This window comes from Pseudomonas sp. P4_C1 (genome assembly GCF_056402155.1).
Genome location: NZ_JBFUHY010000008.1, coordinates 38,130 through 52,149, shown reverse-complemented (window position 1 = coordinate 52,149; position 14,020 = coordinate 38,130). Strand labels below are relative to the sequence as shown.

Below are 14,020 nucleotides of genomic sequence, written 5' to 3'. Positions count from 1 at the left end.
CGCGAGCAAGCTCGCTCCCACAGGTTATGTGTCTGGCTGGAGTGAGGTGTCAGGGCGCAGCCGGCAACAGGAACCGCGCAATCACCGGCAGGTGATCGGAGATGCGCAACGTATCGTCCTGCCGCACCATGGCCTCGACCCGTTTGATCCGCGGGCTGTAGAACAGGTAGTCGACGGTCCGGTCCGGGCCGTTTAGCCCGGGGTCGTTCGGGTAATGGGTCAACCAGCGCTCGCGGTCGATACCACTGGCTTCGTTGTTGGTCGGGATCATCGGATACTTGTCCCACAGGATGTGCAACGGGCTGTCGGCGGAGTAGGGCGTGCGTTGCGCATCGGACAGGCGTCGATACTGGCCTAGCGGCAACAGGTTGAAATCCCCGCCGATCAGCCACGGCGTGCCACGGCTTTCGAATTTATCGAGAGTCCTGGCCACGGCGGTCACCTGGTTTTGCAAGGTATTGTCGGCTTGGGTCGTACGGTCCAGATGGGTATTGAGCACCGCTATTTGCCCGCCATCGCTCAACGGCAAGTAGCTCACCAGCAAGGCGTTCCTTGGTTTGAATTGGCGGCTGACCGGATTGCCCGAGGTGATGGGCAGTTGCAGCCGTTCGGCATGTTCGATCTGGTAACGGCTCAGGGTTGCCAGTTGCCGGCCGACACTGCCGAAGATGTGCGGGTTCGGCACGAAGTCGGCTTTCCAGTCGAAGGCGCTGGTGCCACAGGGATACAAGTCGGCGAGCCGCTCCTGCAGCAGTTTGAACTGGTGCTGGTAATCGCTGGCCTTGGCGCCGTCGTCCAGCTCCTGCAACAGCACGATGTCCGGTTGTTCGTCGCGAATCACCCGCGCCACTTCGTCGAGGCTGAAAGCCATGTCTTCCGCTGTGGGGCGTTCGTCGGTACCGGCGGCCAGGTCATTCCAGAATACGTAGCGCTTGCCGGCCAGGTACTGGACGTTCCAGGTCATCACCTTCAACGCCTGCCCGGGGACCAGGGTGGGAGCCTGGGCACTGCAACTGACGGGCAACACTTCTTTGGCGTCGGGGCGCCAGGTCAGGCTGTAGATCATCACGGCGATCAGACCGATCACGATCAGCAGGCCCGGCAGGGTGTAGCGCAGTAGACGGGTCATGGCTCGGCTTATTAGCGTTACAGGAATGTTCCCGAGCATACCCGAGAGCGATGGTCGCGCCCAAGGTCAGAGCGAGCTGTCATTTCTCTCAGGTAGCGGGTTGATCAGCATGAACAACCGGAACAGCACCACGCTGGTAAACAGCTGCAGGAAACTTTGGGCGCTGTCGATCAACAGCGAGATCACCGGGTTTTGCGGTTCTGGATACGCCGCCAGGGTGGCCCCCTTGAGCAGCCACAACGGCCCCATCACACACAGAATGCACAGCAGGATGCGCAGGAAGTGACCGCTGGTCAGGCGCAGGCTTTCCTTCATGGCCGCCAGCGGTGCCAGGCCGCGCAACACCAGCAGGTATTCGCCAAACGCCAGGGTCACCATCAGATAGATGCCCGGCAGGAAATACAGCGACAGGCCCAGCAGAATCAGTACCGTATTGAGCGCCGTCAGCAGGGCGAAGCGTGGCCACAGGCTTGCCGCCATCGCCAGCAGGTCGCGGTTGCGCGGCGACTCGCCCCGGCTGCGGGCGTCGAGAAACAGAATCAGCGCGGCGGTGTACAGCGGGTACACCAGCAGGCCGACGATCACGCTGATGCCGGGGAAACTGTCCGGCTCCGTGGAGTGGTCGACCACTTGTTGCAGCAGCGCCTCAAGCATCACCAGCGGCAGGCACAGCTGCACGATCTGGCCCAGATTGCGCTTGAAGAAATACAGCGAGTCACGCAGGACATCTAACGGATTCATCAGTGGGTATCGCAGGTTGGAAGCAGTGGCTCACTTTAACCGATGAAGTGCTCGGGGACGCAAACGTAAACGTTCGGTAAAGGTTATTGAAACATCTTGTTTCAGCCTCCATTAAGGTCGAGCACCTTATCCTCAGTGGAAAAGGGCAACGATTTCCCCCGGCAATCTACGAGGTCGCCATGAACAGCGAAGAACAAACCCTGATCGATGGACTGTTTTCCAGGCTGCAACAGGCCGAAACGGACTCAGCCCCGCGCGACGCCCAGGCCGAGGCGCGGATCAAGGAACACCTGACGCGCCAGCCGGCGGCAGGTTATTTCATGACCCAGGCGATTCTGGTGCAAGAGGCGGCGATCAAGAGCCTCGACGAGCAGAACCAGCAACTGACCCGGCAAGTCCAGCAGTTGCAGGCCGAACTGCAACAGGCCAAGGCTCAGGCAACCCCGGCTCCGGCACCGAATAGCGGTGGCTTTTTGTCGAGTATCTTTGGCGGCAGCTCTCGTGATCCTCAGCCCGCGCCAACCCAGAGTGCACCGCCGTCGAGCGGTGGCTGGCGTGAGCCGGGACGCTCGTCGTTCGGTTCGCAATCGCCACAGCAGAACTTCGGCGCGCCGCCGCAAAACTTTCCACAGCAAGGCTATGCGCCGCAACAGCAGGCACCGGCAGCGGCCGGCAGCGGTTTCCTCGGTGGAGCGCTGAAAACCGCGGCCGGCGTGGCGGGTGGCGTGATGCTGGCACAAGGCATCAGCAGCCTGTTCCATCACAATCAGCAACCGGAAGTCGTCGAAGTCATCAAGGAAGAGCCGGCCCAGGTCAACGACCAGGGCAACAATGGCTGGGGCGATGACCAGCGCATGGCCGGTAACGATTCCTGGAGCAACGATCAGGGCGGGCTCAGCGACGCCGACTACAGCGATGACAACTCATCGTTCTTCGGCGGCGACGACGATTCCTTCGTCTGACACATCAGTGGCAAGGGAGCTTGCTCCCTTGCCACATAGCCGATTATTCGCGGAACAATCCTTTGGGCTGGCATACTGGGCGACTTTTCGGGCCTGGTGCCTGATTCAGCCTTGAGGAAAGCCGGTGAAAAAAATCGCAGTGTTCGCCGATGTCCAGAACCTCTACTACACCGTGCGTCAGGCTTATGGTTGCCACTTCAACTATGCCGCACTGTGGGCTGACATCAGCAAACAGGGCGAGATCGTCGAAGCCTACGCCTACGCTATCGACCGTGGCGACAGCAAACAGCAGCAGTTCCAGCAGATCCTGCGCAACCTCGGCTTCACCGTAAAGCTCAAGCCGTACATCCAGCGTAGCGATGGTTCGGCCAAGGGCGACTGGGACGTGGGCATCACCCTCGACATCATGGATGCCGCCGACCATGTCGACGAAATCGTCCTGGCCTCCGGCGATGGTGATTTTGACATGCTGCTGGAGCGCATCATCAGCAAACACGGGGTACAGGCGGTGGCCTACGGCGTGCCGGGCCTGACGGCGAACTCGCTGATCCGCGCCGCCAGCCGTTACGTGCCGATCGAAGGCGCGTTGCTGCTCAAGAATTGATTTTTACGGAGTTGAACCAGGTTTGGAACGCATCGCAGTCATCGACTTTGAAACCACCGGGATCTCCCCGAGCAGCAGCTGCCGGGCCACGGAAATCGCCGTGGTGATCCTTGAACAGGGGCGCATCGTCGAGCGTTACCAAAGCCTGATGAACGCCGGCGTGCGCGTCCCGGCCTTCATCGAGCAACTCACCGGCATCAGCAACGCCATGCTGCGCACCGCGCCGTCGGCGGAGCAGGTGATGAACGAAGTGAATGAATTCGTCGGTACCACGCCACTGCTGGCGCACAACGCCGCGTTTGACCAGAAGTTCTGGGACTTCGAACTGGGGCGGATCAAACGCACCCGCCTGCAGAACTTTGCCTGCTCGCTGCTACTGGCCCGCCGGCTGATGCCCGCCGCGCCGAACCACAAGCTTGGCACCCTCACCGCGTTCGCTAACCTGCCCCACACTGGCAAGGCCCACCGGGCCATGGCCGATGCCGAGATGGCGGCCAACCTGACGGCGCATCTGGCTGACGAACTGCGGCAGAAGCATGGTTTGCGCGAGCTGTCCCATGACTTGCTGTGCAAGTTGCAGAAGGTCCCGGCGGCGAAAGTGGGCGAGCACCTCAAGCGCTATCGCGGATTCTGAATACACCGCAAATCCCTGTAGGAGCGAGCCTGCTCGCGATGGCGGAGTGTCAGTCAACATGGCTGTGAACTCTAAACCGCAATCGCGAGCAGGCTCGCTCCTACAGGGGGGCTGCTGTGTCCTTGGGTTACTTGCCATTCCCTTCGATATGCCCCAACGGCACCCGCTTCTCGATGGCGCTGGACAACACAATCGAGGTCTTGCTGAACCCGAACGTGGCAATCCGGTTGATCAGTTCTTCCAGTTCCGGCATCGAGCCCACCGCTGCTTGCATGATCACGCACGGGTCGCCGGTCACCCGATGGCATTCAGTCAGTTGCGGGATTTTGATTAGGTCGTCGTAGGCTTTCTGGTTGCCGTGCTGGTTCAGGCGCAGTTCGATCACGCACTGGATCGGCAGGCCGAGCTTGGCCATGTCGACCTTCGCCTGATAACCGGTGATCACGCCGCTGGCTTCAAGCTTGGCCACGCGCTCGGCCACGGCCGGGGCGGACAGGTTGACCTTGCGCGCCAGCTCCGCGTAGGACGCGCGACCGTTTTCCAGCAGGGCGCTGAGCAGCATGCGGTCGTATTTGTCCATGGAGCGGCTCCTGAAAATGACTGACTTTCGAAAACATGGTTTATCGCAAAAAACTCCGTGTTTTGAAAAGTGTACCGGTGCGATAAACAGGTTTTGTAACTTATTTTCCGTCGTTGGCCTTTCTAGAATAGCCGTTCACTTGTCTTGCCTGCGAGCTGCTCCCCATGCCTGGCCTCCGTCGTTTTCCCTTACCGTTGATCGCTGCCTTTTTCGCGTTGTACGTGATTTGGGGCTCGACCTACCTGGTGATCCGCATCGGCGTGGAGTATTGGCCGCCGCTGCTGCTCGCCGGGATCCGCTTTGTCATTGCCGGGACCTTGATGTACGCCTTCCTGCGCTGGCGCGGGGCACCGGCGCCGACTTGGGTGCAATGGAAAGCCGCCGGGATGATCGGCGTCTTGCTGCTGGCGTGCGGTAACGGTGCGGTCAGTGTGGCCGAGCATACGGGCGTGGCTTCCGGGGTGGCGGCTTTGGCAGTGGCGACGGTGCCGCTGTTTACCTTGCTGTGTGGATATTTCTGGGGCGCACGTAATACCCGTCTCGAATGGGCCGGGATTGTCCTCGGCTTGATCGGCATCGCCATGCTCAACCTCGGTTCCAACCTGCAGTCGAGCCCGCTGGGCGCGGCCCTGCTGATTTTCGCGGCGGCGACCTGGGCCTTCGGCTCGGTGTGGAGCAAGCACTTGCCGCTGCCTCAGGGCGCAATGGCCAGTGCCGTGGAAATGCTGGTGGGCGGCGTGGTGCTGCTGATTGCCAGCGCAGTCAGTGGTGAACACCTGGAAAAGGTGCCGCCGATCGAAGGCTGGGCCGCGCTGGCCTACCTGACCGTGTTCGGTTCGATCATCGCTTTCAACGCCTACATGTACCTGTTGAAGCACGTGCGTCCGGCTGCGGCCACCAGTTATGCCTACGTCAACCCGGCGGTGGCGGTGTTGCTGGGGATCGTGTTTGTCGGCGAAACCATCGGTATCGAAGAAGCCCTGGCGATGGCGGTAATCATCAGCGCCGTAGTATTGATTGGCCTGCCGCAGTGGCGTCGCACGCCAGCGCGGCCAGTGGTGGCGACGGCAGTACCGACAGAATCCCGTGTGAATTAGGGTAAACTGCGCGCCATTGCATCTTGTTTTGCACACTTGTTTTGAACAACCCGCGCTGAATTTTCCTACGGTACTCCCATGACTTTCGCCACCCTTGGCCTGATCGAACCCTTGCTGCGCTCCCTCGAGAAGCTCGGCTACCAGACTCCGACGCCGGTTCAGGCGCAAGCCATTCCGGCGGTGCTGGCCGGTCGCGACCTGATGGCCGCGGCCCAGACCGGCACCGGCAAGACCGCCGGTTTCGCCTTGCCGCTGTTGCAACTGCTGGCCATGGAAGGGCCGAAAGTCACCGCCAACTCGGTGCGCGCGCTGATCCTGGTACCGACCCGCGAGCTGGCTGAACAGGTTCACGAAGCCGTGCGCCAGTACGCCGAAAACCTGCCGCTGCGTACTTACGCGGTGTACGGCGGCGTCAGCATCAACCCGCAAATGATGAAGCTGCGCAGCGGCGTCGACCTGTTGGTGGCGACCCCGGGCCGCTTGCTCGACCTGTTCCGCCAGAACGCGCTGAAGTTCAACCAGCTGCAAACCCTGGTGCTGGACGAAGCCGATCGCATGCTCGACCTGGGCTTTTCCGAAGAGCTGGCGAACATTTACCGCGCGCTGCCGAAGAAACGTCAGACGCTGCTGTTCTCCGCGACCTTCTCCGATGACATCCGCCTGCTCGCCGGGCAAATGCTCAACGACCCGCTGAGCATCGAGGTCAGCCCGCGCAACGTTGCGGCCAATACGGTCAAGCAATGGATCGTGACGGTGGACAAGAAGCGCAAGCCGGAGCTGTTCGTGCACCTGATGCGCAAGGGCAAGTGGAAGCAGGTGCTGGTGTTCGCCAAGACCCGCAACGGCGTGGACGCGCTGGTGGAGAAACTTCAGGGCCTGGGCATCAATGCCGACGGCATCCACGGCGACAAACCCCAGGCGACCCGTCAGCGCGCACTGGACCGGTTCAAGGCGAGTGAAGTGCAGATTCTGGTCGCCACCGACGTAGCCGCCCGTGGTCTGGATATCGAAGACTTGCCGTTGGTAGTGAATTTCGACTTGCCGATCGTCGCCGAAGACTACATCCACCGCATCGGTCGTACCGGCCGCGCGGGTTCGACCGGCGAGGCGATTTCCCTGGTGTGTGCCGATGAAGTGAATCTGCTGTCGGCCATTGAGATGTTGACTCGCCAGACCTTGAAGCGGCAGAACGAGCCGGACTTCGAACCTGAACACCGCGTGCCGGATACCGATGCCAGTGGTCAGGTGATCAAGAAGCCGAAAAAACCGAAGAAGCCCAAGGCGTCCGGTGGTGGCGGTGGTAAACGCAATCTGGGTCGGTGGGTTGATAGCGGAGAGGTTGCGCCGGCAGAGCCTTCGATCAAACCTGTGCGCAAGGTGCCGGTGTTCAATACCGGGCCGCGTAAGCGCAAGCCTTGATTACACTCTGCGTCTGTTAGGCCGCCATCGCGAGCAAGCTCGCTCCCACAGGGGGATTTGTGAACAACGCAGACCCCTGTAGGAGCGAGCCTGCTCGCGATGGAGGCGCCTCGGTCTTCAGCCCTTGCGTTGCAACCACTCAACCATTCCAAGTCCGGCCGCTCGCCCACTGGCGAAACACGCGGTCAGCAGATAGCCGCCCGTCGGCGCCTCCCAATCGAGCATTTCCCCGGCGCAAAACACACCCGGCATTTGCTTGAGCATCAATCGCTCATCCATCGCCTCGAACACCACACCGCCCGCGCTGCTGATGGCCTCGTCCAGTGGACGGGTTTTCACCAGGGTCAATGGCAATGCCTTGATCGCGTTGGCCAGCAAGGCCATGTCGGCAAAGCAGTCGGCGCTGGTCAGTTCACGCAATAGCGCCGCTTTTACCCCATCGATACCCAACTGACTGTGCAGGTGCTTGGCCATGGAGCGCGATCCCCGGGGTTTGCTCAACGCCGCCGCAACTTTATCCACAGGCCGGCCCGGCAACAGGTCCAGATGAAGGGTTGCCGAGCCGTGCTGGTTGATCGCCTCGCGGATCGGTGCCGACAGGGCGTAGATCAAACTGCCCTCGATCCCGGTGGCGGTAATCACACATTCGCCGAGCCGTGGCACGTCGTCGTTAAGGCCGATGGCGATGTTTTTCAGCGGCGCGCCGGCGAATTTGCTGACCATCAAGTCGCTCCAGGCCTGCACCTCGAAGCCGCAATTACTTGGCTGCAACGGCGCCAGTCCTACGCCCTGTTGCTCCAGTGGCAGCATCCACGCGCCGTCCGAGCCCAGCCGCGACCAACTGCCGCCACCGAGGGCGAGCAGGGTGGCATCGGCTTGCACGGTTTTTTCGCCTTCCGGGCTGTCGATGCGCAATCCGCCACGCTCGTCCCAGCCGAGCCAGCGGTGGCGGGTGTGGATAACTACGCCGCTGTCGCGCAGGCGCTTGAGCCAGGCGCGCAGCAGCGGCGCGGCCTTCATGTCGGTGGGAAATACCCGGCCGGAACTGCCGACGAAAGTTTCGATGCCCAGGTCATGAATCCACTGACACAGCGCATCGGCACCGAAGCCGCGCAGCAGCGGGGCGATCTGCGGGGCGCGTTCGGCGTAGCGCGAGAGAAACGCCGGGTAGGCTTCGGAGTGGGTGATGTTCATGCCGCCGACGCCGGCCAGGAGGAATTTTCGTCCCACCGAAGGCATGCCGTCGTACAGGTCGACCTTGATCCCGGCCTGGCTCAACACTTCGGCCGCCATCAGACCGGCGGGGCCACCGCCGATGATGGCGACGTGAGGGGGGAGGGCTGGCGAGGATTGGGTCATGGGGTGCGCTGCGGTCTGGCGGGATAAGCCGGGCATTCTACCAGCCCCGTCCCCTGTGGGAGCGAGCTTGCTCGCGATGGCGGCGGTACATTCAGCATCTGTGGGCCTGACAGGCCGCTATCGCGAGCAGGCTCACTCCTACAGGGTTTAGAGGTGTCTTTGAAAGGGTGGTTAAAAAACGACCATCTCTCTGTAGCCTATAAGCCGTGTGGCCTGTAGTCCCTTTCACTCAGGTTATCCACAGGCAGCTCCACAGGCATTGTGGGTAAAGCATCCACAACTCAGTGACAACCTGATGACTGCCAGACGCGCTGCGCGCTGTGATGGAGGATGCCGTGACGGCGGGCCAGGGCCTGGCGGTCCTTGCTGTAGCCGCCGCCGATTACCCCGACCAGCGGAATGTCGCGGCCCAGGCAATGGCGCATCACGCTTTCATCGCGGGCGCCGACGCCTTCGTCTGTCAGCTTCAGATAACCCAGGGCGTCGTCCTTATGCACATCGACTCCGGCGTCATACAGCACCAGATCCGGCTGGTAGAGCGGCAGCAGGTAGTTGAGTGCATCGTCCACGACCTTCAGGTAATCGGCATCGCCCATGCCCTTGGGCAGCGCAATGTCCCAATCACTTTCAGCCTTGCGCGCAGGAAAATTCTTTTCGCAGTGCAGGGAAACGGTCACCGCTTCCGGGGTGTTGTGCAGGATCCGTGCAGTCCCGTCGCCCTGATGCACGTCGCAATCGAAGATCAGCACCCGATTCACCCGGCCACTTTCCAGCAGGTAATGGCTGATCACCGCCAGGTCATTGAAGATGCAGAATCCAGCCGGGTAGTCGTAGTGCGCATGGTGGGTGCCGCCGGCCAGGTGACAGGCCAGGCCATGCTCCAGCGCCTGCTCGGCCGCCAGCAACGAGCCACCAACCGCCCGCACCGTGCGCCGGGCCAGGGCTTCGCTCCAGGGCAGGCCGAGGCGGCGCTGGTCTTCGCGGGACAACTCGCCACTCATGTAGCGTTCGATATACGAAGGGTCATGGGCGAGGGCGAGAATCTCTGCGGGGCACAGATCCGGGCGCAGCAAATCAGCGTCACTTGTCAGGCCGCTGTCCACCAGGTGATCGCGCAACAGGCGGAACTTGTCCATGGGAAAGCGGTGATCCGCCGGAAACTCGGGGCTGTAGTCTTCGTGATAAATCAGCGGGAGCGGCATGATGATTTCATTCAGGAATGAGAGACGGATCCTACCAGCGTTGTAGACTTGCGACATTGAAATGGGGGGGCGGGGCACGATGGAGCCAATACTGGAGCTTGAAAGCGCTCGACTGCTGTTGCGCCAGTGGCGCGATGAAGATTTAGCGGACTTTGCGGCGATGTGTGCCGATCCGCAGGTGATGCGCTATTTCCCGGCAACCTTGAGCCGGCTGGAAAGCGCATCATTGATCGGGCGAATCCGTGGTCATTTCGCCGAGCACGGTTATGGTCTTTGGGCCTTGCAGCGAAAGGACTCTGGCCAGTTCATCGGGTTTACCGGGCTGAGCGTGGTCGGATTCGACGCGCCTTTCACCCCCGCCACGGAAATCGGTTGGCGCCTGGCCCGCGAGCACTGGGGCCTCGGTTATGCCAGTGAAGCGGCCTGGACCGCTCTGCGCTGCGGGTTCGACCGCTTGCCGCTGAAAGAGGTTGTGGCCTTCACGACGCAAACCAATCTGCCGTCAGAGAAAGTCATGCAGGCCATCGGCATGCACCATGATCCGGCGTATGACTTCGATCACCCGCGACTCGAGGCCGATCATCCGTTGCGTCGGCATGTGCTGTATCGCATCAGCCGCGAACAATGGCTGCAAACCTTGCATGGATAACCTGACACGGACGTTTACAATGGCCCTCATGGGCCCGGTCCAGAAACTGAACCGACCGTTGCAGCCAAGGCTGCGCGGCAATGTTTTGCGTGAGGAGCATCTGAATGAGCCAAGTGTTGGATGATCTGGTCGACCTGCTGACCCTGGAACCGATCGAAGAAAACCTGTTCCGCGGCCGCAGCCAGGACCTGGGTTTTCGTCAGTTGTTCGGTGGTCAGGTGCTCGGCCAGTCGCTGTCGGCGGCCAGTCAGACGGTTGAAGAGGCGCGCCATGTGCATTCGATGCACGGCTATTTCCTGCGTCCGGGCGATGCCGGGCTGCCGGTGGTGTATCAGGTTGACCGGGTGCGTGACGGTGGCAGTTTCAGCACGCGCCGGGTGACGGCGATCCAGAAAGGCCACCCGATCTTCACGTGCAGTGCGTCGTTCCAGTACGACGAGGAAGGCTTTCAGCACCAGAGCGAAATGCCGGTCGTGGTCGGTCCGGAAAATCTGCCATCGGAGCTGGAGATCACCCAGCAACGCGCGCATCTGATCCCCGAGAAAATGCGCGAAAAGCTGTTGTGCCCCAAGCCGATCGAATTCCGCCCGGTGACCGAGAAAGATCCCTATAACCCGCTGCCGTCCGACCCGGTCAAGTACGTCTGGTTTCGCGCCGACGGGGCTTTGGCCGATTCGCCGGCGCTGCATAAGTATTTGCTCGCCTACGCATCGGACTTTGGCTTGTTGACCACCTCGATGCAGCCCCACGGCAAGTCGGTGTGGCACAAGGACATGCAGGTCGCCAGCCTCGATCACGCACTATGGTTCCATCAGGATCTGCGTGCCGATGACTGGTTGCTCTACGCGATGGACAGCCCGTGGGCCGGCAACTCGCGTGGGTTCTCCCGTGGCAGCGTATACAACCGCGCCGGGCAACTGGTGGCCTCGGTCACTCAGGAAGGCTTGATCCGTCATCGCAAGGACTGGGCATGAGCCTGGCCGACTTGCGTCACTGGGTGTTCGACATGGACGGCACCCTGACGGTCGCCGTGCACGACTTCGCGGCCATTCGCGTGGCGTTGGCGATCCCTGCCGAACACGACATCCTGACCCACCTCGCCGCGCTGCCGGCCGATGAAGCCGCAGCCAAACATGCGTGGCTGCTGGAGCATGAGCGGGACCTGGCCCTCGGTTCGCAACCGGCACCGGGCGCAGTGGAGTTGGTGCGCGAGCTGGCCGGGCGCGGTTATCGCCTGGGCATTCTCACGCGCAATGCCCGGGAGTTGGCGCATGTCACGCTGGAGGCCATTGGCCTGGCCGACTGCTTTGCACTGGAGGATGTGTTGGGCCGCGATGATGCTCCGCCCAAACCGCATCCGGGCGGGCTGCTGAAACTGGCCGATGCGTGGAAGGTGCCGGCGAGCGAGATGGTGATGGTCGGTGATTACCGCTTCGATCTCGATTGCGGGCGAGCGGCGGGTGCACGCACGGTGCTGGTGAATCTGCCGGATAATCCATGGCCGGAATTGACCGACTGGCATGCGGCGGATTGTGTGGAGTTGCGGCAGATGCTGTTGGCTTGAAGAGTTTGTCGCCTGCTAAATCGCCATCGCGAGCAAGCTCGCTCCCACATGTGATCTCTGGTGTTCACAAATGATGTGTTCACCGCAAAATCCTTGTGGGAGCGAGCTTGCTCGCGATGGCGTCAGATCAGGCAGTACATAACCTACTGACCAAACAAAGCCTTCTGCCCCTGCGGCGAGATAAACATCCCATCCCCGTCATGCCCGACTCCTGGCACTTCAACCAGTTGCTGCTTCAACCCTTGCGGTTGCAGCCGCTTCAGATAATCAAAGTAAAAACGCCCGCGCGCCAATCGATACGGCCCTTGCGCCCTGGCCTCACAGCTCTTGTCCAGCGCCGGATGATTCGGGTCGGTGTCCTGCTGGCCCAGTAGATAAACGATGTCACGCTTGAGGTACTTTTCCTGCAGTTGTGCGGGAGTTTGTCCTTCGGCGTAAGCGGGCAAATCCGTCAACCCATATTTCCAGCGATTGAACTGCGGGCACCCCGCGTGGCTGAACGCCACGGGCCGGCGCTCATCGAAATAAGCGTAGGAGGACGGATTGGCGATCACGTAGCGCACCTGCACGCCAGCCGCATCGAGGCCGGACTGCGCGTGACCGAGCAATGCATAGCGCTGAACCACCTGCGCGCCGCCGGAGTGCCCGGCGATGACGATTTGCTTCACCTCCGGAAACTGCTGGCGGTCACCCAGGCGGGCGATGATTTCGTCGAGCGCGGCGTAGGAACTCAGCCGAAACGGCGCCGTGGACTCTCCGCCGGCCATCCACTCATTGTCTTGCCAACGCAAAACCGTGTCGGCCACCGGATGGACCGCAACGTCGGTTTCATTGAGAAACTGCGGGGCGATCACCAGTGTCATCGCGCTCTGTCCGGCGAGTTCGGCGGCGTGTTCGCCGCTTTGCAGATAGGTTTGCGCATTGCGCGAGCGCCCGTGGATGAGGATCAGCACCCGTTCGATCTTTGCCGGGGCGGGGCTGATGCCCACCGCTATTTCACCTGATTTCAACAGCAGGCGCCCGGGGCTGAGTTCCTTGACGCCATGTTCCGCAGCCTGGGCACTTGCGCTAACGATCAGTACAGCCAGCAACCAATTCTTCATTTACAGATTTTTCGTCGCAAAGGTATCGCACTGGCTTACCTGGCCTTGGGCGAAACCGGTTTTGAACCAGCGCACCCGTTGCGCCGACGTACCGTGGGTGAACGAGTCCGGGACCACGCGGCCCTGACCCTGTTGCTGCAAACGATCGTCGCCGATGGCATTCGCTGCGTTCAATGCTTCTTCAATGTCGCCCGGCTCCAGCCAGTTCAGGCGCTTCTGCGCATTGTTGGCCCAGACGCCGGCCAGGCAGTCGGCTTGCAGTTCCTGACGAACCAGCAACCCGCCGTCGCCTTCCATCTGCCGGCCTTGTTGGCGTGCGGCCTGAATTTTCGCGGAAACCCCGAGCAATGTTTGCACATGGTGTCCGACTTCGTGAGCGATCACGTAGGCCTGGGCGAAGTCGCCCGCGGCGGAAAAGCGTTGGGACATTTCCTGGAAGAACGCCATGTCCAGGTAGACTTTCTGGTCGGCCGGGCAATAGAACGGGCCGGTCGCCGAGGTGGCCAGGCCGCAGGCCGAATTCACGCGGTTGCTGAACAGCACCAGGGTCGGGTCCTTATATTGGCGGCCGGCCTGCTGGAATATCGCACCCCAGGTGTCCTCGGTGTCGCCGAGGATTGAACGCACAAATTCCGCGCCTTCATCATTGGCCGGTGGCGCCTTGCGAGTCTGGTGGGTGGCGGGCGCCGATTGCTGCTCCATTTGCCCGGTCAGTTGGCCGAGGATTTGCAGCGGGTCCTGGCCGGTAATCCAGCCAATGCCGACGATCAGGAGGATCGCCGTCAGGCTCAGGCCTTTGCCACCGCCAAAACGCACGCTACTGCCACCGCTGGCAACATCATCGTCACGGGCGTCGACTACGTTGTCGCTGCGTCGGCCTTTTTTCCATAGCATGTGGGAATCCTCTTCTGTTCCGGGTAAAGCTCCGTGCGATGAGTGTTGCTGCCAAGTGGGAGCAGCGCCAGTCCGGTTGTCTG

At 61.5% G+C, this 14,020-nt stretch carries 15 protein-coding genes; 8 read left to right on the top strand and 7 right to left on the bottom strand.

Translation table 11 applies throughout. From position 1 onward, the window contains the following. Nucleotides 1-49 precede the first annotated feature (49 nt). Together AC1DU9_RS07970 and AC1DU9_RS07965 are read right to left on the bottom strand one after the other, a co-directional pair. Nucleotides 50-1,129, bottom strand: coding sequence for an endonuclease/exonuclease/phosphatase family protein (locus AC1DU9_RS07970; RefSeq protein WP_477809982.1), 1,080 nt, complete (start codon nt 1,127-1,129; stop codon nt 50-52). A gap of 66 nt (nt 1,130-1,195) precedes the next feature. Further along, a complete protein-coding gene (locus tag AC1DU9_RS07965; RefSeq protein ID WP_223460975.1) occupies nt 1,196-1,870 on the bottom strand; it encodes a YciC family protein in 675 nt (224 codons plus the stop codon). A gap of 179 nt (nt 1,871-2,049) precedes the next feature. On the opposite strand from AC1DU9_RS07965, the gene AC1DU9_RS07960 reads away from it, so the two are divergent. From AC1DU9_RS07960 to AC1DU9_RS07950, 3 genes are all read left to right on the top strand, one after another. Further along, nucleotides 2,050-2,832 (top strand): DUF2076 domain-containing protein, encoded by a 783-nt coding sequence (locus AC1DU9_RS07960; RefSeq protein WP_223460977.1) that lies wholly within the window; start codon nt 2,050-2,052, stop codon nt 2,830-2,832. A 124-nt stretch (nt 2,833-2,956) separates the two neighbouring features. Next, nucleotides 2,957-3,436, top strand: coding sequence for a LabA-like NYN domain-containing protein (locus AC1DU9_RS07955; RefSeq protein ID WP_007990686.1), 480 nt, complete (start codon nt 2,957-2,959; stop codon nt 3,434-3,436). Between the two features lie 22 nt (nt 3,437-3,458). After that, nucleotides 3,459-4,070, top strand: a complete 612-nt coding sequence (locus AC1DU9_RS07950) for a 3'-5' exonuclease (protein ID WP_477809981.1) — start codon at nt 3,459-3,461, stop codon at nt 4,068-4,070. 127 nt (nt 4,071-4,197) lie between these two features. Here AC1DU9_RS07950 and AC1DU9_RS07945 read toward each other — a convergent pair whose 3' ends face one another. Next, nucleotides 4,198-4,650, bottom strand: a complete 453-nt coding sequence (locus tag AC1DU9_RS07945) for an Lrp/AsnC family transcriptional regulator (RefSeq protein ID WP_223460983.1) — start codon at nt 4,648-4,650, stop codon at nt 4,198-4,200. Between the two features lie 164 nt (nt 4,651-4,814). On the opposite strand from AC1DU9_RS07945, the gene yedA reads away from it, so the two are divergent. Beyond that, nucleotides 4,815-5,747: a drug/metabolite exporter YedA gene (gene yedA / locus AC1DU9_RS07940; RefSeq protein WP_223460984.1), complete on the top strand. Its 933-nt coding sequence runs from the start codon at nt 4,815-4,817 to the stop codon at nt 5,745-5,747. Between the two features lie 78 nt (nt 5,748-5,825). Further along, complete coding sequence (locus AC1DU9_RS07935) at nt 5,826-7,166, top strand: RNA helicase RhlE1 (protein ID WP_223460986.1); 1,341 nt, start codon at nt 5,826-5,828, stop codon at nt 7,164-7,166. Between the two features lie 117 nt (nt 7,167-7,283). Here AC1DU9_RS07935 and AC1DU9_RS07930 read toward each other — a convergent pair whose 3' ends face one another. Together AC1DU9_RS07930 and AC1DU9_RS07925 are read right to left on the bottom strand one after the other, a co-directional pair. Continuing rightward, entirely contained in the window at nt 7,284-8,525 is a 1,242-nt protein-coding gene (locus AC1DU9_RS07930; protein WP_223460988.1) for a TIGR03862 family flavoprotein, read from the bottom strand. 281 nt (nt 8,526-8,806) lie between these two features. Continuing rightward, nucleotides 8,807-9,727: a histone deacetylase family protein gene (locus AC1DU9_RS07925; RefSeq protein WP_223460990.1), complete on the bottom strand. Its 921-nt coding sequence runs from the start codon at nt 9,725-9,727 to the stop codon at nt 8,807-8,809. A gap of 79 nt (nt 9,728-9,806) precedes the next feature. Between AC1DU9_RS07925 and AC1DU9_RS07920 the strand changes: the two genes are divergently transcribed. From AC1DU9_RS07920 to AC1DU9_RS07910, 3 genes are all read left to right on the top strand, one after another. Further along, nucleotides 9,807-10,376 carry a GNAT family N-acetyltransferase gene (locus AC1DU9_RS07920; protein ID WP_223460992.1) on the top strand — a complete coding sequence of 190 codons (570 nt, stop codon included), beginning with the start codon at nt 9,807-9,809 and terminating at the stop codon, nt 10,374-10,376. Between the two features lie 104 nt (nt 10,377-10,480). Next, on the top strand, nt 10,481-11,350 hold the full coding sequence (gene tesB / locus AC1DU9_RS07915; RefSeq protein WP_223460994.1) for an acyl-CoA thioesterase II: 870 nt from the start codon (nt 10,481-10,483) through the stop codon (nt 11,348-11,350). After that, the gene (locus AC1DU9_RS07910) at nt 11,347-11,940 is read left to right on the top strand and encodes an HAD family hydrolase (RefSeq protein WP_223460996.1); all 594 of its coding nucleotides are present in this window, start codon (nt 11,347-11,349) and stop codon (nt 11,938-11,940) included. The genes tesB and AC1DU9_RS07910 overlap by 4 nt, the downstream gene beginning before the upstream one ends. Before the next feature lie 143 nt (nt 11,941-12,083). Here AC1DU9_RS07910 and AC1DU9_RS07905 read toward each other — a convergent pair whose 3' ends face one another. Together AC1DU9_RS07905 and ypfJ are read right to left on the bottom strand one after the other, a co-directional pair. Continuing rightward, nucleotides 12,084-13,043: an alpha/beta fold hydrolase gene (locus AC1DU9_RS07905; RefSeq protein ID WP_223460998.1), complete on the bottom strand. Its 960-nt coding sequence runs from the start codon at nt 13,041-13,043 to the stop codon at nt 12,084-12,086. Next, nucleotides 13,044-13,937, bottom strand: a complete 894-nt coding sequence (ypfJ, locus tag AC1DU9_RS07900; protein ID WP_223461000.1) for a KPN_02809 family neutral zinc metallopeptidase — start codon at nt 13,935-13,937, stop codon at nt 13,044-13,046. It abuts the gene before it with no gap. Nucleotides 13,938-14,020 lie beyond the last annotated feature (83 nt).

Coding starts and splice junctions, on each gene's coding strand:
- AC1DU9_RS07970 (WP_477809982.1), bottom strand. CDS start 1,129: ATGACCCGTCTACTGCGCTACACCCTGCCGGGCCTGCTGATCGTGATC.
- AC1DU9_RS07965 (WP_223460975.1), bottom strand. CDS start 1,870: ATGAATCCGTTAGATGTCCTGCGTGACTCGCTGTATTTCTTCAAGCGC.
- AC1DU9_RS07960 (WP_223460977.1), top strand. CDS start 2,050: ATGAACAGCGAAGAACAAACCCTGATCGATGGACTGTTTTCCAGGCTG.
- AC1DU9_RS07945 (WP_223460983.1), bottom strand. CDS start 4,650: ATGGACAAATACGACCGCATGCTGCTCAGCGCCCTGCTGGAAAACGGT.
- yedA (WP_223460984.1), top strand. CDS start 4,815: ATGCCTGGCCTCCGTCGTTTTCCCTTACCGTTGATCGCTGCCTTTTTC.
- AC1DU9_RS07935 (WP_223460986.1), top strand. CDS start 5,826: ATGACTTTCGCCACCCTTGGCCTGATCGAACCCTTGCTGCGCTCCCTC.
- AC1DU9_RS07930 (WP_223460988.1), bottom strand. CDS start 8,525: ATGACCCAATCCTCGCCAGCCCTCCCCCCTCACGTCGCCATCATCGGC.
- AC1DU9_RS07925 (WP_223460990.1), bottom strand. CDS start 9,727: ATGCCGCTCCCGCTGATTTATCACGAAGACTACAGCCCCGAGTTTCCG.
- AC1DU9_RS07920 (WP_223460992.1), top strand. CDS start 9,807: ATGGAGCCAATACTGGAGCTTGAAAGCGCTCGACTGCTGTTGCGCCAG.
- tesB (WP_223460994.1), top strand. CDS start 10,481: ATGAGCCAAGTGTTGGATGATCTGGTCGACCTGCTGACCCTGGAACCG.
- AC1DU9_RS07910 (WP_223460996.1), top strand. CDS start 11,347: ATGAGCCTGGCCGACTTGCGTCACTGGGTGTTCGACATGGACGGCACC.
- AC1DU9_RS07905 (WP_223460998.1), bottom strand. CDS start 13,043: ATGAAGAATTGGTTGCTGGCTGTACTGATCGTTAGCGCAAGTGCCCAG.
- ypfJ (WP_223461000.1), bottom strand. CDS start 13,937: ATGCTATGGAAAAAAGGCCGACGCAGCGACAACGTAGTCGACGCCCGT.